Below are 16,173 nucleotides of genomic sequence, written 5' to 3'. Positions count from 1 at the left end.
TCAATAGATCGATCAGAAGAAAATGAAACGTTCAAACGCTCACTCCGATGGGTCCGTGCAGCCGGCCCGTGCGCGCGTGGATCCACGCACGATCAGCGACGGCAGCAGCTCGGTCCGCCGCACCGGCCCCCCGGCGCCCCGGGGTGCGTCGAGCCGACGGAGCAGCAGCTCCGCCGCGGCCCGTCCGACGTCCGCCTTGGGCGGGGCGACGGCCGTCAGCGGCGTGGTCCCGAGCCCGGCCACCACGTCGTCGTACGCCACGACCGAGCAGTCCTCCGGCACCCGTACGCCGTTGTCCGCCAGCTGCTGGACGAGCATCAGCGCGTCCACGTCGCCGTGCAGCACCGCCGCGGTGGCCCCCACCTTGCGCAGCAGCGCGGACAGCTCCGCCGTCGCCTCCGCCGGGTACGGCCCGTCGGGGCCCGCCTCCGGGGCGCTCAGCGTCCACGCCCAGTCCTCTACCAGCGGGTGCTCGCCGGCGATCCGCGCGCACGCGGAGCGCAGGGTGCGCGCGGTGGGGCTGTCGTGGCGGGTGGCGAACACGATCCGCCGGTGTCCGAGCCCCACCAGGTGCTGCACGGCGAGATGGATGCCGTGGGCGTGGTCGGAGCAGACCGAGTCCATCGCGTGCAGCGCGCTGCCCGGCCGGGGCCGCCGCTCCATCAGCACCGCGGGCACGTCCAGCGCCGCCAGCCAGCCGTAGTCGTCCTCCTCGTCGGCCCGGGTGCGCCAGCGCGGGGCCAGCAGCAGGCCCGCCGCGCCGTCCGCGAGGGCACGTTCCACCAGCGGCCGCTCGGCGCCGCCCACCTGCGGCGCGATGTGCAGCGCGATCCGCTTGCCGGCCGCCTCGAGCACCGAGCGGGCGCCGTGCAGCGACTCGTACAGATAGCTGTGCCGCTCCGGGACCACGACGGCCACCGACTCACCGTCGGGCACCGGCGGCGCGGCCGGCAGGTCCCGGGCGGCCAGGGCGGAGCGGACCAGGCCGTGGCCGCGCCGCAGCCGGCCCTCGCGGGCGAGTTCCTCCACGTCCCGCCGGACCGTCACCACGGACACCTCGAGTTCGGCGGCCAGGTCGCTCACCCGGGCCGAACCCCGCGACTCGACGGCGGCCAGGATCCGCTGTCTCCTGAGTTCGACCGGCTCCCGCATGAAGCCCCTCCCCGCACCGGATGTTCGTTTGAACGATATGGGCCATCATAACGATCGTCGAAGACCGCGGAACGATCCGTCGCGCACCCGCCCGGCGCCCTGCTTCGCGGGCCGTTCAGCCGAGGGCGGTCACCTCGACGGCGAGGTCGTTGTCGACCGTGTAGTAGGGGCGCACCGCGGACCCGCCCTCGGTGACCCGCGGGTACACGAACACGTCCTTGCGGTCCGCCACGTCGTCGAGGAGGCGGCCGACCCTGGTCAGCGGGGCGCCCGCGGCGGGCCGGAGGAACACGTCCCAGACCCGGCCGCCGTCACCGACGAGGTCCTCGTGGGCGACGGTGAAGGAGAAGCAGCCGTCCTCCGCGGGCCGCACCGGGACGCCGAGCAGCGTGTCCTTGCCGCCCCGCAGCCGCAGCACCGCCTCGGCCCCGTCGGAGAGCGGGGCGCCGTGCAGGCGGGCCCGGACCGTCGTCCCCCCGTCGGCGACCGTGACGGGGCCCGCCTCCGCGTGGGCGGTGCGCAGCCAGGCCCGTATCGCGAGGAAGCCGTCCTTGGTGGCGTACGGCACCCTGACGGCCACCGGTGACGGCCGGTCGCGCCGGCCGCCGTCGACGAGCGCGCCCACGTCCCGCAGCCCGGGGCGCAGCCGCTCCCGTCCGGCGTCGTCGGGACCCGCCAGCAGGTACACGTCCCAGCGGCCCTCCGCGAGCCGGGGCTCCGGTTCCAGCACGGCGCGGAACTCGCCGTCGTCGCCGTGGGGTGCGAGACCGAGGGTGTGCGTGGTCTCCTCGGGCCGGCCCTTCCGGGGTCTGAGCGCCAGCACCAGCCGGGGCTCCGTGGCCGCCGGCGGCCGGAGGCGGAAGGTGATCCGGCCGTCGGCGTCGATGGAACAGTGGGTGCGGACCGTGCTCATCGGCGTCCCTTCCGTACGGTGCGCAGCGCGCTGGAGGCGGCGGCGCGGGCGAGGTCACGGGCGGCGTGGCCCTGGCTGACGAGGGTGTGGTGCATGCCGCCGGCGTCCGCCGGTGCGCCGCGCCGTCCGCCGCTCCTGGCCCCGACCGCGTCCTGGAGCAGGCGTTCGGCCCGGGCCACGACCGGTCCGGGGGCGAACCGTTCGGCGTTGGCCACGGCCGCCCGGCCCATGCGGCGGCGGAGCTCGTCGTCGCGTACCAGGTCGAGGAGGGCCGCGCCGAAGGCCGCGCCGTCCCCGACCGGCACCAGCCGGCCGTCCTCGCCGTCCTCGATGATCTCGCCGGGGCCGTAGGGGCAGTCGGTGCTCACCACGGGCAGTCCGCAGCGCATGGCCTCGACCAGGGTCATGCCGAACGGCTCGAAGTTGGACGCGGCCGCGCCGATCGAGCCCTTGACCCACTCCGCTTCCATGGGGGTCGCGGCGCCCATCAGGAAGACGTTGTTCCAGAGGCCGAGCGTCTCGATCTGCGCGCGCAGCCGCTCCTGTTCCTCGCCCTTGCCGTAGATGCGCAGCTGCCAGTCGGGGAACTCCGCGGCGACCCGCGCGAACGCCTCGATGATCAGGTCGAACCGCTTCACCGGGACCAGGCGGCCCGCCGCGACCACGACCCTGGCGGTGCTGTCGGCGGCGGGCAGCACGGGGTCGGGGACACTGTTCGGGAGTGCCTCCACCCGGACTCCGGGCAGGCGCATCTTGCGCCGGTAGGAGGCGGCGTCGGCGTCCGTGACGGTGGTGAGCACGTCGAGCCGGCGGTAGGCGCGGCGCAGCGCGGTGCGCAGCGCGGGCGGGTGGTTGTCCAGGGTGAGGTGTTCCTGGCCGATGCGTGCGACGTGCTCCGGGGCCTGGAGGGCGAGGTGCACGTTGAGTCCCGGCCGGGTGCCGATGACGGCGTCGGCGTCGATGTCCGCGAGGCACTCGGCGATCCGCCGGTCCGTCAGCTCGCTGTACTGGTGGTGGCGGTACTCGGCGGAGGGGAACACCTTGGCCGGTCTGCCGAACAGGGGGTGGTCCTTCTCGTGCCGCAGGTCCACCAGCGCCCGCAGCCGCACGCGTGGGTGCGGAGTGAGATTGGGGTGCTCGCGGTGCCGTAACACCGAGACGATCTCCACCTCGTGCCGTTCGGCCAGTGCGGCCGCCAGGTTGAACGTGGTGGTGATCGTGCCTCCGATCCCGTAGGCGTTGTGGATCAGAAATGAGATCTTCATAGCGGTCTAGACCGCAAAGGGCGTTCGGGCGTTGTCCGTTGTTACCGGTTCGTGGCCGCGATGATCACTGTTGTTGTCCTTCCGGACTTCCGCGCCCGATGCGCATGCCGGGCCGCCGGCGGTGGACCGTGAGGTAGGTCAGGCCGTCGGGACCGGCGTCGAGGCTGCGGGTGGAGCCGTGCGGGAGCCAGGTGAGGGCGCCGGCGGCGAGGGGGTGCGGGCCGTCGGGGGCGGTGAGGGTGCCGTCACCGGCCAGGACCAGCAGGAGGACGTCGAGTTCGGGTTCGCGGTGGGTGCCGACCCGGTGTCCCGGCGGGACCCGCACGACGTTGGCGTCGAGTTGCCTGCCGGACTCGGCGAGCCGCCACAGGGCGCCGGTGGATCCGTCGTCGAGGGCGGCCAGGGCGGACGTGTCGCACAGGATCCGCGGGAGCGGGGCGTCACCGCCCGGGAAGTCGCCGTCGTCCGACGTCATGAGAGGTCACCGTCCCTGATGTGCGGACGGCGGGCCGTCCGCCGTCGCCTTCAAATGCGAACCTAGCATGCACATTTGGGCGGTGCCGTGTCACGGGCCGCGCCCGCTGTGCAATGATCCTGGCGGGATTGTCGAAAGGATCGAACAGACGTGACCGCGCAGGGGCCGGACGACGGCGGAACGCCGGGAGAGCGGGACGGTGCGCCGTCGCTGCCCGAGGACGTCTGGCAGCGGTTCCTCACCGACAACGAGCAGGCCATCCGGGCCACCGCCCCCCGGGAACCCTCCGCGCTGCAGCGGACGCGGACGCGCGCCGGCGGCACGCGGCGGGAGGACGCCGCCGCCGTCGAGCCGGTCGGTGATCTGTGGCATCCGGACGACCCGTGGGAGGGCCCGTCCTGGCGGGAGCTGGACGGCCGCGCGCGGCTGCGCCGCGTCGGCCGGGTGGCGGGCACGGCCGCCGCGATCGCCCTCGCGCTGGGGGCGTGGGCGCAGCTGTCCACCGGTGCGGGCACCTCGGAGGAGGGGCCGGCCGACACCGTGCTGCAGCAGTCTGAGGACGTGCCCGCGGATGTGCCCACGGCGACGTCCGTCCCGGCGGAGCTCGTCTCCCCGTCCCCGTCCGACCCCGCCGTGCGGGCGGGCTGACGCACCCCGGTCACCGCGCGGGTGACCGGGGCCCCCGCATGGGGGTAGCGGTTCAGCCGCCGAGGGCCGCGAGGACCACGCCCTTCGCCTCCTCCTGCACCCGGCGCAGGTGGTCGGGTCCCTGGAACGACTCGGCGTAGATCTTGTACACGTCCTCGGTGCCGGAGGGACGGGCGGCGAACCAGGCGCTGTCCGTGGTGACCTTGATGCCGCCGATGGACGCGCCGTTGCCCGGCGCCTCGGTGAGCACCGCGGTGACCGCCTCCCCGGCGAGGGTGTCCGCGGTGACCTGGGCGGGGGACAGCTTCGCGAGGCGCGCCTTCTCCTCCCGGGTCGCCGGCGCGTCGATCCGCTCGTAGGCGGGCTCGCCGAAGCGGGAGGTGAGCGCGGCGTAGTGCGCGGAGGGCGTCTTCCCGGTGACGGCGGTGATCTCGGAGGCGAGCAGCGCCAGGATGATGCCGTCCTTGTCGGTGGTCCACACCGAGCCGTCCCGGCGCAGGAAGGAGGCGCCGGCCGACTCCTCACCGCCGAAGCCGAGGGTGCCGCCCGCCAGACCATCCACGAACCACTTGAAACCGACGGGCACCTCGACGAGTTCGCGCTTCAGGTCGGCGGCGACCCGGTCGATCATCGCGGAGGACACCAGGGTCTTGCCGACACCGGCCCCGGCCGGCCACCGGTCGCGGTGGGCGTAGAGGTAGCCGATCGCCGTGGCGAGGTAGTGGTTGGGGTTCATCAGCCCGGCGTCCGGGGTGACGATGCCGTGCCGGTCGGCGTCCGCGTCGTTGCCGGTGGCGATGTCGAAGCGGTCGCGCTGCCGGATGAGGGACGCCATGGCGTGCGGCGAGGAGCAGTCCATGCGGATCTTCCCGTCCCAGTCCAGCGTCATGAACCGCCAGGTGGGGTCGGTGAGCGGGTTGACCACGGTGAGGTCCAGTCGGTGCTGTTCGGCGATCCTGCCCCAGTACGCGACGGACGCCCCGCCCAGCGGGTCGGCGCCGATCCGTACGCCCGCCGCGCGGATCGCGTCCAGGTCCAGCACGTTCGGCAGGTCCGCGACATAGCTGCCGAGGAAGTCGTGGCGGCCGGTGCCGGGCGCGGCGAGGGCACGGGCGTACGGGATGCGGCGGACGTCCTCAAGGCAGCCCCGGATGATGTCGTTGGCGCGGTCCTGGATCCAGCCGGTCGCCTCGGAACCCGCGGGGCCGCCGCTCGGCGGGTTGTACTTGAACCCGCCGTCGGCGGGCGGGTTATGCGACGGGGTGACGACCACGCCGTCGGCGAGGCCCGTGGCGCGGCCCCGGTTGTGGGTGAGGACGGCGTGCGAGACGGCGGGCGTCGGCGTGTAGCCGTCGGCGCTGTCGATGAGCACGGCCACCCCGTTGGCGGCGAACACCTCCAGGGCGGTGACCCGGGCGGGCTCGGACAGCGCGTGGGTGTCGGCGCCGAGGAAGAGTGGGCCGTCGGTGCCCTGCCGGGCCCGGTACTCGCAGATGGCCTGGCTGGTCGCGGCGATGTGGTCCTCGTTGAACGCGGCCGCCAGGGACGAGCCGCGGTGTCCGGACGTCCCGAAGGCGACGCGCTGCCCCGGGTCCTCGGGGTCGGGGCGCAGCGCGTAGTACGCCGTGACCAGCCGGGCGACGTCGACGAGATCCTCGGGACCGGCCGGACCGCCCGCTCGCTCGTGCTGCATGAGCCCGCTCCTCCGCATGGGTTGGTTCTTCGCCTGCGGAGACATCTTTCCTCTTCGGGGCCGCACCGCGCGAGTGGGGCCCGGCTCCGCCCGGTCGCCCGGTGTCAGATCCGGCCGCCGGTCATCCGGGTGAGGGGCCCGTGCGCATGGCGTTCCGCGCGCCGGCCCACCGCGTAGGAGGCGGCGGTGAGCGCGGTGATACCGGCTGCCGCCCCGGCGGCGACCAGCCTGCGGTTGGCGATGACGGTCCAGGCGGTCTTGGCGCCCGCGGCGACCTGACCCGAAGTGGCGACGACCGCGCGGCGGCCCGCCTCGACGCCCTTGGCCGCGGACTGCGCCGCGCCGCTCGCGGCCTGCGCCGCACGTCCGGCGCCGGACGCGGCCGCTGACGCCGCGTCACCCGTCTTGTCCGCCGCGGTGCCCGCCGCCCGCGCGGCGGGGGCGGTCGCCTTGCCGGTGGTCTCCTGGGCCTTGGACGCGGCGTTGCGGGCGGAGGCGGTCTTCTGATTGGTGTTCTTGCTCTGTTCACTCATGGACACCGACTTGCCGCTTGCTCCGGCGGCAAACACATCGTGTGGCGCGGGCCGCTACCCCGCCGGTGCCGGTATCCGTTCCAGCACGCCGCCCGCGAACACGTCGTACAGCGGCAGCGTCTCGAGGTGGACGTAGCCGATGTGGCAGTCGCAGGTGGTGAGGGGGCAGGGGCGGGGCCGCAGCGCCCGCCGGTAGCTGCCGTCGTAGAGGTTGCCGAGTTCGGCGCGGACGAAGTGGCAGCGGCGGACCGTCCCCTCGCCGTCGACGGAGATCACGGACTCCCCCGTGCGGCAGGGCAGGCCCGCGCTGGCGTGGGGGTGGCGGCTGTAGGGGAAGAGCGGGTCCAGCGCGGTCCACACACCGGCCTCGGCGTCGTCGTAGGTGTGGCCCTCCGCCGCGTTGACCCACAGGTACACCTTCTCGGGCAGGTCGGCGCGCAGCCGCCGGGCCGCCTCGAGGTGCGCGGGCAGTCCGACGACGCCCACGCTGAACCGGACGCCGAGGTGGTCCAGTTCGCGGCACTTGGCGAGGAAGCGGTCGTAGGGGGTCTGGCCCGGGTGGTACGTGCACCACAGGGCGAGGGTGTCCGGGTCGGCGTCGGCGAGCCAGCCGGTGCGGCAGCTGAGGTTGGTCTGGACGGCGACGCGGCGGATGTGCGGCTGGTGGGACAGCCGCGTCAGGGTGTCGCGATACCAGGAGCGGACGAGGCCCTCGCCCCACGGGGTGAAGAGGAGGGAGAGCCGGTCGGCGGTCCCCGCGCAGGCCCAGTCCGCGAACCGCTCCAGGCAGGCGCGGTCCGCGCGCAGCTGAGCGCCGCTGTCACGGCGCTTGGCGAACGGGCAGTAGGGGCAGTCGTAGTCGCAGGAGGCCAGCGGGCCCCGGTACAGGAGGGTCAGGTCCATCGGCGGTGGTCTCACTTGCGCTCGTAGGCGGCCATGGCGGCCCGCACCGCCGGGGAGAACAGCTCCGGGCCGATGGCGTCGGAGTGGGCCAGGCCCTCGGGGGTCAGCCGCAGCAGCGCGGCGTCCGGGCCAGCGTCGTGCAGCCAGCCGCGGCCGGCGAAGCGGGCCAGTTCGGCCGGGAAGTCCTCCAGGGGGGTGCGGCCGTCGAACCGGGCGCGGTAGTCGGCGACTTCGAGGCCGTCCGCCTGGAGCAGGGACTGCAGCAGGTGCCGGCGGCGGGCCTCGCCGGCGTCGACGCGGCGGCCGTACTCGGCGTGGGCGAAGTCGGCGGCCGGGCGGGCGACGTAGTCGTCGACGATGCCGCGGATCTCGTGCATGTCTACGGCGTAGTCGAAGGAGTAGTGCAGCTCCGCGGTGTACGAGCGGGCGCCGCAGCCCAGCCCGATCATGCCGTCGGTCTGGCAGGCGTAGTCGTCCGCGCCCTGCGGCGGGGCGTCCGCGCGGCGGAACATGCGCATGGACCGCTGCTCGTAGCCGTGGGCGAGGAGGTGGTCGCGGCCCGCGCGGTACAGGCGCAGCCGCTGTGCGTCCCAGGCCGGGTCGGGGTCGCCCGCGCGGCGGCCGAGGCCGGTGAGGGGGCGGATGTAGAGGGGGTAGAGGTAGAGCTCCTCGGGGCGCCAGGCGAGGGCCGCGTCCAGGGAGCGCAGCCAGGTGTGCTCGGTCTGCCCGTCGATGCCGTAGATCAGGTCGATGTTGAGGACGGGGATCCGGGCGTCGCGGACCCGGCCGAGGGCCGCCTCGACGTCGGCGCGGCGCTGCGGCCGTACGGCGGCCCGGGCCTCGGTGTCGTCGAAGCTCTGCACGCCCAGGCTCAGGCGGGTGGTGCCCCGCTCGGCCAGGACGCCGAGGCGGTCGGCGGTGGCCGTGGCCGGTGAGGCCTCCACGGACAGCGGGACCGCGCGCAGGTCGGCGCCCATCCGGCGCTCCGCAATGTCGCACAGCCGTTCCAGTTCGGCGGCGGTGAGGAAGGTGGGGGTGCCGCCGCCGAAGGCCGCGGTCGCGAACCGCACCGGTGTCCGCTCCCCCAGCGCCTCCCGCACCGCCGTCGCCTGCCGGTCGAGGGCGTCGAGATAGGCGCCGGTCAGGCCGTCGGGGGCGCCGATGCGGGTGAACAGGTTGCAGAACCCGCAGCGGACCTCGCAGAACGGGATGTGCAGATAGAGGGAGAGGGCGTCCTTGGCTTCGCCGGCCCAGAGGGCGTCCAGGCGGGGGCGGTCGGCGAGCCGGCGGTAGGCGGTCTTGTGCGGGTAGGCGTAGACGTAGCTCCGGTACGGGCTCTCCGGGGCGTCCGTGGCGGCGGGGGCGGTGGTCATCGGGCGGCCTCGGCTGTGTGGTCAAGGAAGAAGTGGGCGTAGGGCACGGTCCACACGGACTCGTGGCCGATGCGGTGTCCGGTGTAGCCGTCGTCGCCGTAGGCGGTTCCGTGGTCGGAGCAGACGACGGCGAAGCAGCGGCGCCGGCTGCTCGCGGCGGCGAACAGCCGGCCGATGTGCCGGTCCACGTACTCCAGGGCGGCGGCGTGGGTGGCACGGGTGTCGCCGTCGTCGCGGGTCGCGCCCGGCCGGTGGAACCAGTTGGGCTGGTGCAGCGCGGCGACGTTGAGGAAGAGGAACAGACGCTGCTCGCGGGGCAGTTCGCGTACGACGTGTTCGGCGCGGGTGACCTGCGCCTCGAACGAGGTGGGCGAGGCGACGCCGAACTCCGGCTCCCAGTGGGACTCCTGGAACATGCCGGGCAGCACCGAGCCAAGCGGGCCCTGTTTGTTGAAGAAGCCGACCCCGCCGACGCACACCGTGCGGTAGCCCTCCCCGGCGAGCCCGGACACCAGGTCCGGGGTGTCGTACACGAAGGTGCGCCCTGCCGTGGTCTCGCTGCCGGCGAAGCGGGCCGCGAACAGCCTCGGATGCGGGCCGGGGGCGGCGGGCGTCGGCAGGAATCCGGCGAAGATCGCCTGGTGGGAGGCGTAGGTGAAGCTGCCGGGGGCGTGCCGCCGCTCCCAGCGGCCGCCGGGCAGATGACGGGCCAGGTTCGGGATGCGCCCGGCGGCGGCGAGTTCGGCGGCGACGTCGAAGCGCAGTGTGTCGAGGGTGACGAGCAGGATGTCGTGGCTGCCGACGATCTCGTTCATGTCCGGGTCGCCCTCAGGGGCGGCTCCCCGCGGGGTGCGCGCCGGGGGCGCGGGTGTCGGTTCAGGCGCTGACATGGACGGTTCCCGTTCTGTGCGAGTGGTGCCGGTGGTGCGGGCGGGCCGGGCCGGCGGCGTGGCGCAGGGCCGCCGCGACCTGGGCCGCGTAGGTGTCGAGGCCCTCCGCTCCGCTGCCGGGCAGTCCGGTGAGGCGGGGCAGCAGGTCGCCGAAGGCGTTGACCTCGCCGACGGCGAACCGGCGCCAGCCGACGGCCGGGAGCAGGTCGACGCCGACGCAGAGGGTGCGCGGGAAGCAGGCCGCCGCGCGCTCGCACACGGCGAGCACGTCCGCCCAGCGTCCGCCGGCCGCCGCGACGGCCTCGCGGACGGCGTCGAGGTCGCCGCGGCTGCCGCCGAGGTGGAGGTTGGTCAGCGGTGTGGTGCTGGTGCGCACGACGGCGTGGGTGGCGCGGCCGGCCACCACCACGACCCGCAGATCGGCGGCGCGGCCCCGCTGGGAGGCCTTGGGCAGCCAGCGCTCCAGGTGCAGGCCGTCGGGGGCGAGGGCGTCCACGACGGCGGCGATGTCCCGCTCCTGTTCGTAGCGGCGCACCTTCAGGGAGTTGAACAGCGCGCCCTCCGGGGTGAGTTCGACGGAGGTGGTGGCCCGGACGCGGCCGCCGCCCGACGCCTCGACGGCGAGCACCCCGGAGGCCGAGGAGCCGTGGGCGAGCTTGACGAAGAGTCTCGGCATGCGGTGCTCGCGCATGGCGGCGCGCACGTCGTCCCAGCCGGTCACCGGTACGGCGTCCGGGCCCGAGGTGGGTGACCACGGCACGGGCACGCCGGCCGCGTCGAGGACGGCATGGCAGCGCCGTTTGTCGAACAGGACGGCCAGTTCACCGGCGTCGTCGAGCCGGACGCCGCCCCGCAGCGCGCGCGACGCCCCGATGAACCGCGTGTACCAGCGTGCCGAGCCCTCGACCGCGGTGGGGTCCCGTACGTCCCGCAGCAGCCGGTCGACCTCGGGGTTCTCCCCGGGGGAGTCGAGCCTGACGATCTCGTCCGGGGCGAAGTCGGCTCCGCCCGAGCGCAGCACCTCCGTCCAGGGCACCGTGCGCGGTGCGGGCAGTCCGGCCGCGCGGACGGCGTCGGCGAACAGGGTCACCCTGCGGTTCTCCGGGTTGCCGACGACGGCGAAGCGCCGGGCCGGTCCGGCCGGCACCGGGTCACTCCCCGACCGCGACATAACGGGTCTCCGGGCGGTGGGCGCTGCGGCGCGCGGGACCGAGCGCGAGGTCCGGGATGTGCGGTCCGAGGACCTCGCGGACGCGGCGGGTCATCTCCTCGCTCATGAAGTGGTGCCCGAGGTCGAGCGCCCGCAGATGGGTCAGCGGCTGCCCGGAGAGCAGCGCGGTGGCTCCGTCGTCGCCGAGTTCGCCCATGCTCAGGTCGAGGGAGTCCAGCCCCGCGACGACGGGCGCGGCGGCCACCGCGGCGGCGACATGGTCCTGGATGTCGCTGTTGCACAGCCCCAGATGGGCGAGTTCGGGGCTGCGCTCCAGCATGGCGAGGAGCGCCCGGACGTCGGCCGGGGTGCAGTCGCCCCCGTACCAGCTGGTGCCCAGCCACAGTTCCAGGTGATGCAGGGCCGGGAGGTCGCAGGCGGCGAGGCCGCGGACCGGTTCGGGGGGCAGGCCGCCGGACTCGATGCGCAGCCTGCGCAGCCCGTCGTGCCGCATCGGTTCGATCACCAGTTCGCCGGCTCCGCGCAGGCCGAGTTCGCGCAGGCCGGGCCAGGCGCGCAGCACCCGGCTGACCTCGCCCTGCTTGATCCAGGAGATCTCCGACTCCTCGGACTCGACGTCCCCGAGGAAGACCGCCCGCAGCCTCGGGAACCGGTGCGCCTCGGCCGTGAGCAGGTCGAGCGCGGGATTGATGCCGTGCTCGTCCCACTCCTGCCACCAGGCGCCGACGACGAGGGCCACGACCTCTTCGGTGGTCACCCGGTCCAGGAAGGAGCTCCAGCGGTCCTCGAACGGCACCTCCCAGTCGGCCGCCAGCCGCCACGCGACGGAGGCGGGGGGCGGGAGGTCCGGGCCGGGGTCCTCCTGCTGCCCGCCGCCGTCGAAGTGGTGCACGGGCAGGCCGTGGAAGTGGGTCAGGTGCGAGGGGTAGTAGGCCACGGCGCGCTCACTCCCCGACGGCGACGTAGCGGTGGACGGTGCCGTCGTCGTCCTCGTCCCAGTCCGCGTCGTCCCGGTCGAGGTCCAGTTCGACGCCCGCGGACCCGAGGGTCTCCCGCAGGCGCCGCAGGAGCGGCTCGCTCAGGTAGTTGTGGTGCAGGTCCAGCTTCCTGAGGTGCGTCAGCGGCTGGCCGCCGAGGAGGGCCGCGGCCCCGTCGTCGCCCAGGGTGCCCATCGACAGGTCGAGCACCTCGAGCCGGGCGACCACCGGCGCCGACGCGACGGCGGCGGCGATCTCGTCCTGTATCTCGCTGTTGCGCAGGGCCAGGTACCGCAGCCGGGGCAGCCGGGCGCCGGACAGGACCGGCTCCAGGTCGGCGGCCTCGCTGTCGGCGCCGTACCACGAGGTGCCGAGCCACAGGTCGAGGTTCTCCAGCGCGGGCAGTTCGCTGGCCCCGATCCCGCGGACGACCTCCACCGGGAGGCCGCCGGTCTCCACGATCAGCGTGCGCAGCGCGTCGTGGCGCAGGGCGGGGAACCGCAGCCCCTGTCCCCCGCGCACACCGAACTCCTCGAGGGCCGGGTAGGCCGACAGCAGGGGGGTGACGTCGGTCTGGTTGATCCAGGAGATCTCGCACTCCTCGGAGTGCATGTCCCCGAGGAACAGCGACCGCAGTCCGGGCAGCCGGTCACGCGCCGTCACCAGCGCCTCGATGATGTCGCCGGGACCCCTGTCGTACGCGTCCTCCCAGGCGCCGACGGCCAGGGCGCGGACCCGGGTGGTGTCGACGGCGGAGCAGAAGCGGGCGAAGGCTTCGGTCCACTGTTCCTCGGCGTCGTAGCTGTCGGCGGTGATCCGCCAGGCCACGGCGTCGGGTTCGGGCAGCTCCCGCGGTGTCTCGCCCGGCCCCGGAAAGGTGAAGGCGGGAAGGCCGTACAGCTCCTCGAGGTGGCCACCGATGGTCATACGGGCTGCTCCTGTCGTGCGACACGGGAAGGAAGGCGGTGCCTGGGCAGCGCCGTGGGGGCGCGCGGGGTGCGAGCCGGCCGGCGGTGCGTGCAGCAGTTCTACCAACAGGGACTGACAGCGTCCGGCGGCGGGGCTGGTGACGGTCCGTTGTCAGTGCCGGCTCGTACGGTCTGCGCATGGACTCCGGAGCGCCGTGCGCCGGAGCGGAGGGGAGAGCCATGTACCGGCAGGGAGACGTGCTGATCGTGCCCGTCGCGGACGGGGCGGTGCCGTCCCACGTACCGGACGCGCCCAGGGAGCCGCGTGACGGCAGGGGCCGGCTGGTGCTGGCTCTGGGGGAGGTCACCGGACACGCGCACGCGGTGGTCGGCCGGGGCGAACTCGTCCGCGAGCCCGGCCCGTACGGGCCGTTCCTGCTGCACCTGCCCGACGGCGGCCGGGTGGTCCACGAGGAGCATGCCGCGATCACGCTGCCCCAGGGGTGGTTCCGTGTGATCCGGCAGCGGGAGTACGTCCCCGGCTCGGTGCGGCTGGTGGCCGACTGACGGGCACGGCGGCGGCATGGGACACAGGGACACGGCGGGAACAGGGAACAAGGGACAGGGGACGCCGACGATGACGAGCGCGCAGCAGCAGGAGAGCGGGACGGCCGTCGCGCCGGACGGCGCCGGGGGCGGGGTGGACGGGACGGCACGCTGGCGTGCGTGGGCCGCCGCCGCCGTGCCCGCGGACCGGGCCGCGGCGGAGGAGGGCGTCCGGCTGGCCTACCGGAGCGCCGGTCTGGCCGGGCCGGAGCGGGTGATCTGGGCCGGATCGCCGCGCGAGGGCGTGACGCTGGTCCGGCGCGGGACGGACTTCGGGGCGAGCGTGCGGGAGGCGCTGCGCACCGCGCCGTGGGCGGCGGAACGCGGCCGGATGTACGCGGAGTTGGGTGCGGTGGGCTGGTCACGGCACTGGTCGGCGACCGGCGGCGCCCTGTGGGACACCACGCAGGCGCTGGTCGACCGGATCCGCGCCGGGGTCCTCGACGACCTGGCCGGCGACGACGCCGCCGTCCGCGGGGAGATACGGCTGGTGCTGCTGGACGCGCTGCTCGGGCAGCACGACGCGCCGTGGCTGGCCGCCCTGCGCACCGAGGGCTCCGCGCTGGCCGGGCCGGCCCAGGTGTGCCGGAGCGCCGGCTGGTGGTGGCCGTTCGAGAAGGTGGCCGTGGTGTGCGAACGCCCCGTGGCGCTGCACCGGGACGAGGCCGGCCGGCTCGACCACGGCGACGGGCCCGCCCTGGAGTTCCCCGACGGCTTCGCCCTGTGCGCCTGGCGCGGCATGCCGGTGACGCGCGCCTTCCTGGCGGAGCTGCGCACCCTGACGCCGGAGCGGATACGGGAGGAGGAGAACGCCGAACTGCGGCGGGTGATGCTCGAGTACTACGGCTACGACCGCTACCTGGCCGACTCCGGGGCGCGGCCGCTGCACCGGGACGGCACGGGCACGCTCTGGCGCATCGACCTGGCCGGCGACGAACCGGTCGTCATGGTCGAGGTGCTCAACTCCACGCCCGAACCGGACGGCACCCACCGCACGTACTGGCTGCGCGTGCCGCCGGCCACCCGGACGGCCCGTGAGGGAGTGGCGTGGACGTTCGGTCTGGGGGCGGAGGGGTACGAGCCGTTGAAGGAGACCTGAACCCGTCCGGGCGCCCGCGGGGCTGAGTTCGCCCGCCGGGGGTAGGCGGAGTGACGGCAAGGACACAGCGGACATCGCGGGAAGGAACCACCATGCCGAGCATGATGGAACGCATCAAACAGTTCGCCAGGAGCCCTCAGGGCCGGCGTACGGCCGAGCAGGTGCGGCGGGCGGCGGCCGACCCCCGGCGCCGGGCCCAGGCGCAGCGGCTGCTCGGCCGGTTCCGCGGCGGTCACCGTTGAGCCCCTCCTCGTCCGCTTCCGTGCGGTCCGGCGGGCACCTGGCCGGACCGCTTCCCCCCGACCGGAGAGGACCCATGAAGGAACAGTCGGTCCGGACGGTGGGCTGGGCACGCTCACTGCCGATGGACCGCGGGGTGAAGGAGGCCCGCGACTGGGCCCGGGAGCACCTCGTCTCACTGGGCTGGGACAGCACCGCTCCCGACACGGCGGACGACGTGCTGCTGACCGTTTCGGAACTGGTCACCAACGCGCACGTCCACGCGGGCAGTTCCGCGCAGCTGGTCATGTCGTGGGACGGCAGTTGTCTGCACGTCTCGGTGCACGACAGGTCCGCCGACCTGCCGGCGCCGCGCGTGCCGAGCACCGAGGGCCTCGGCGGCCGGGGCATGCTGCTGGTCGACGCCCTCGCCGACACCTGGGAGGCCAGGCCCTGCCCGCACGGCAAGACCGTCACGGCCTGCTTCCGGCTGCCGGCGGGCGCGGGGAGCTGACCCACCCCCTCCTGCGGGGAGCGCCGCCGGTCCGGCCTAGGATCGGTCGCCCCGACCCCGCGAGGAGTTTCCGTACGGTGACCGCCGTCCTTCCCCTGACCAGCACCGCCCCCGCCCTGGTGCCCCCGCGCCTGCTGACCCGTGTGGAGGACGGCGAACGGCTGACGTCGCTGCTGTGGACCGCGGGACCCGGCCGGCGGATGATCAGCAGCGCGGTGCTGGGCGGGGGCATCGGCGAGCGTGCCTGGGTCCTCAACGCCCAGGTCGCGCACGGCTACCGGCGCACCGACCCCGACCGGCACCTCGCCGCTCTCGCCGCCGGGGCGGGTGCGCGGGGGCCGGGGGTGGGGCTGATGACGGCGGCGGACGTCGCGGCGTACACCCGCGCGCAGGACGCGGGCGTGGAGGCCTATGTCACGGCGGGCGTCGACGTGCGCGGCTGGGCCGCACGGCCCGGCGGGGGCACCGACGGGCACCGGGAGCCGGGAACGATCAACATCGTCGTCGCCGTGCCCGCGCCGCTGAGCGACGCCGCCCTGGTCAACGCGGTGACCACGGCCACGGAGGCGAAGGTGCAGGCGCTCGTGGAGGCCGGTCTGGACTGCTCGGGAACGCCCACGGACGCGGTGTGCGTCGCCGCCCTCGCACCGGGCCCTGACCAGCGGGCGCACGCCTTCGCCGGCCCCCGTTCCCTGTGGGGAGCTCGGCTGGCACGCGCCGTACACCACGCCGTGCGCGAGGCCGTGACCGCACCCTGACACCGGGCGTCACCAGCCGCGCGGCATGGAGGGATCCGCCGAGGGTACACGGCCGCCCGGCCATGGCGTCGGCCGG

At 74.6% G+C, this 16,173-nt stretch carries 18 protein-coding genes; 6 read left to right on the top strand and 12 right to left on the bottom strand.

Features of this window, described 5'->3' with window-relative positions; genetic code table 11:
• Positions 1-39: 39 nt before the first annotated feature.
• From CNQ36_RS32805 to CNQ36_RS32790, 4 genes are all read right to left on the bottom strand, one after another.
• Positions 40-1,152 carry a substrate-binding domain-containing protein gene (locus CNQ36_RS32805; protein ID WP_121549344.1) on the bottom strand — a complete coding sequence of 371 codons (1,113 nt, stop codon included), beginning with the start codon at positions 1,150-1,152 and terminating at the stop codon, positions 40-42.
• 115 nt (positions 1,153-1,267) lie between these two features.
• Positions 1,268-2,065, bottom strand: coding sequence for a transferase (locus CNQ36_RS32800; protein WP_121549342.1), 798 nt, complete (start codon positions 2,063-2,065; stop codon positions 1,268-1,270).
• Entirely contained in the window at positions 2,062-3,330 is a 1,269-nt protein-coding gene (locus CNQ36_RS32795; protein ID WP_121549340.1) for a glycosyltransferase family 4 protein, read from the bottom strand. The genes CNQ36_RS32800 and CNQ36_RS32795 overlap by 4 nt, the downstream gene beginning before the upstream one ends.
• Positions 3,331-3,394: 64 nt before the next feature.
• Complete coding sequence (locus CNQ36_RS32790) at positions 3,395-3,805, bottom strand: cupin domain-containing protein (protein ID WP_004921634.1); 411 nt, start codon at positions 3,803-3,805, stop codon at positions 3,395-3,397.
• A gap of 150 nt (positions 3,806-3,955) precedes the next feature.
• Here CNQ36_RS32790 and CNQ36_RS32785 point away from each other — a divergent pair, with 150 nt between their 5' ends.
• Positions 3,956-4,453 (top strand): hypothetical protein, encoded by a 498-nt coding sequence (locus CNQ36_RS32785; protein ID WP_121549338.1) that lies wholly within the window; start codon positions 3,956-3,958, stop codon positions 4,451-4,453.
• Between the two features lie 52 nt (positions 4,454-4,505).
• Here CNQ36_RS32785 and pgm read toward each other — a convergent pair whose 3' ends face one another.
• From pgm to CNQ36_RS32745, 8 genes are all read right to left on the bottom strand, one after another.
• Complete coding sequence (gene pgm, locus CNQ36_RS32780) at positions 4,506-6,146, bottom strand: phosphoglucomutase (alpha-D-glucose-1,6-bisphosphate-dependent) (RefSeq protein WP_121549336.1); 1,641 nt, start codon at positions 6,144-6,146, stop codon at positions 4,506-4,508.
• Positions 6,147-6,250: 104 nt separating this feature from the next.
• Entirely contained in the window at positions 6,251-6,679 is a 429-nt protein-coding gene (locus tag CNQ36_RS32775) for a hypothetical protein (protein WP_121549334.1), read from the bottom strand.
• Between the two features lie 54 nt (positions 6,680-6,733).
• A complete protein-coding gene (locus CNQ36_RS32770) occupies positions 6,734-7,582 on the bottom strand; it encodes an STM4011 family radical SAM protein (protein WP_121549333.1) in 849 nt (282 codons plus the stop codon).
• Positions 7,583-7,593: 11 nt separating this feature from the next.
• A complete protein-coding gene (locus tag CNQ36_RS32765; protein ID WP_121549331.1) occupies positions 7,594-8,955 on the bottom strand; it encodes an STM4012 family radical SAM protein in 1,362 nt (453 codons plus the stop codon).
• A complete protein-coding gene (locus tag CNQ36_RS32760) occupies positions 8,952-9,770 on the bottom strand; it encodes an STM4013/SEN3800 family hydrolase (RefSeq protein ID WP_121549329.1) in 819 nt (272 codons plus the stop codon). Before CNQ36_RS32760 ends, CNQ36_RS32765 begins: the two co-directional genes overlap by 4 nt.
• 61 nt (positions 9,771-9,831) lie before the next feature.
• Positions 9,832-11,016 carry an STM4014 family protein gene (locus tag CNQ36_RS32755; protein WP_121549327.1) on the bottom strand — a complete coding sequence of 395 codons (1,185 nt, stop codon included), beginning with the start codon at positions 11,014-11,016 and terminating at the stop codon, positions 9,832-9,834.
• Positions 10,997-11,953, bottom strand: coding sequence for an STM4015 family protein (locus CNQ36_RS32750; protein WP_121549325.1), 957 nt, complete (start codon positions 11,951-11,953; stop codon positions 10,997-10,999). The genes CNQ36_RS32755 and CNQ36_RS32750 overlap by 20 nt, the downstream gene beginning before the upstream one ends.
• A gap of 7 nt (positions 11,954-11,960) precedes the next feature.
• Positions 11,961-12,920: an STM4015 family protein gene (locus CNQ36_RS32745; protein WP_121549323.1), complete on the bottom strand. Its 960-nt coding sequence runs from the start codon at positions 12,918-12,920 to the stop codon at positions 11,961-11,963.
• Positions 12,921-13,141: 221 nt separating this feature from the next.
• Here CNQ36_RS32745 and CNQ36_RS32740 point away from each other — a divergent pair, with 221 nt between their 5' ends.
• The 5 genes from CNQ36_RS32740 (at position 13,142) to CNQ36_RS32725 (ending at position 16,097) form a co-directional block, all read left to right on the top strand.
• Positions 13,142-13,468, top strand: a complete 327-nt coding sequence (locus CNQ36_RS32740; protein ID WP_121549321.1) for a hypothetical protein — start codon at positions 13,142-13,144, stop codon at positions 13,466-13,468.
• 70 nt (positions 13,469-13,538) lie between these two features.
• The gene (locus CNQ36_RS32735) at positions 13,539-14,606 is read left to right on the top strand and encodes a DUF6745 domain-containing protein (RefSeq protein ID WP_121549319.1); all 1,068 of its coding nucleotides are present in this window, start codon (positions 13,539-13,541) and stop codon (positions 14,604-14,606) included.
• 92 nt (positions 14,607-14,698) lie between these two features.
• Positions 14,699-14,848, top strand: coding sequence for a hypothetical protein (locus CNQ36_RS34890; protein WP_163013459.1), 150 nt, complete (start codon positions 14,699-14,701; stop codon positions 14,846-14,848).
• A 74-nt stretch (positions 14,849-14,922) separates the two neighbouring features.
• Positions 14,923-15,339 (top strand): ATP-binding protein, encoded by a 417-nt coding sequence (locus CNQ36_RS32730; protein ID WP_121549317.1) that lies wholly within the window; start codon positions 14,923-14,925, stop codon positions 15,337-15,339.
• A gap of 77 nt (positions 15,340-15,416) precedes the next feature.
• Positions 15,417-16,097, top strand: coding sequence for an adenosylcobinamide amidohydrolase (locus CNQ36_RS32725; RefSeq protein ID WP_121549315.1), 681 nt, complete (start codon positions 15,417-15,419; stop codon positions 16,095-16,097).
• The last annotated feature ends 76 nt before the right edge of the window (positions 16,098-16,173 follow it).

It is taken from the genome of Streptomyces fungicidicus (assembly GCF_003665435.1).
Lineage (GTDB): Bacteria > Actinomycetota > Actinomycetes > Streptomycetales > Streptomycetaceae > Streptomyces > Streptomyces fungicidicus.
Note: the sequence above shows the minus strand (reverse complement) of the source record. Positions and strands in the feature narration are given on the sequence as shown.

Coding starts and splice junctions, on each gene's coding strand:
- CNQ36_RS32755 (WP_121549327.1), bottom strand. CDS start 11,016: ATGTCGCGGTCGGGGAGTGACCCGGTGCCGGCCGGACCGGCCCGGCGC.
- CNQ36_RS32740 (WP_121549321.1), top strand. CDS start 13,142: ATGTACCGGCAGGGAGACGTGCTGATCGTGCCCGTCGCGGACGGGGCG.
- CNQ36_RS32765 (WP_121549331.1), bottom strand. CDS start 8,955: ATGACCACCGCCCCCGCCGCCACGGACGCCCCGGAGAGCCCGTACCGG.
- CNQ36_RS32790 (WP_004921634.1), bottom strand. CDS start 3,805: ATGACGTCGGACGACGGCGACTTCCCGGGCGGTGACGCCCCGCTCCCG.
- CNQ36_RS32730 (WP_121549317.1), top strand. CDS start 14,923: ATGAAGGAACAGTCGGTCCGGACGGTGGGCTGGGCACGCTCACTGCCG.
- CNQ36_RS32745 (WP_121549323.1), bottom strand. CDS start 12,920: ATGACCATCGGTGGCCACCTCGAGGAGCTGTACGGCCTTCCCGCCTTC.
- CNQ36_RS32805 (WP_121549344.1), bottom strand. CDS start 1,152: ATGCGGGAGCCGGTCGAACTCAGGAGACAGCGGATCCTGGCCGCCGTC.
- pgm (WP_121549336.1), bottom strand. CDS start 6,146: ATGCAGCACGAGCGAGCGGGCGGTCCGGCCGGTCCCGAGGATCTCGTC.
- CNQ36_RS32760 (WP_121549329.1), bottom strand. CDS start 9,770: ATGAACGAGATCGTCGGCAGCCACGACATCCTGCTCGTCACCCTCGAC.
- CNQ36_RS32735 (WP_121549319.1), top strand. CDS start 13,539: ATGACGAGCGCGCAGCAGCAGGAGAGCGGGACGGCCGTCGCGCCGGAC.
- CNQ36_RS32800 (WP_121549342.1), bottom strand. CDS start 2,065: ATGAGCACGGTCCGCACCCACTGTTCCATCGACGCCGACGGCCGGATC.
- CNQ36_RS32775 (WP_121549334.1), bottom strand. CDS start 6,679: ATGAGTGAACAGAGCAAGAACACCAATCAGAAGACCGCCTCCGCCCGC.
- CNQ36_RS32770 (WP_121549333.1), bottom strand. CDS start 7,582: ATGGACCTGACCCTCCTGTACCGGGGCCCGCTGGCCTCCTGCGACTAC.
- CNQ36_RS32795 (WP_121549340.1), bottom strand. CDS start 3,330: ATGAAGATCTCATTTCTGATCCACAACGCCTACGGGATCGGAGGCACG.
- CNQ36_RS34890 (WP_163013459.1), top strand. CDS start 14,699: ATGCCGAGCATGATGGAACGCATCAAACAGTTCGCCAGGAGCCCTCAG.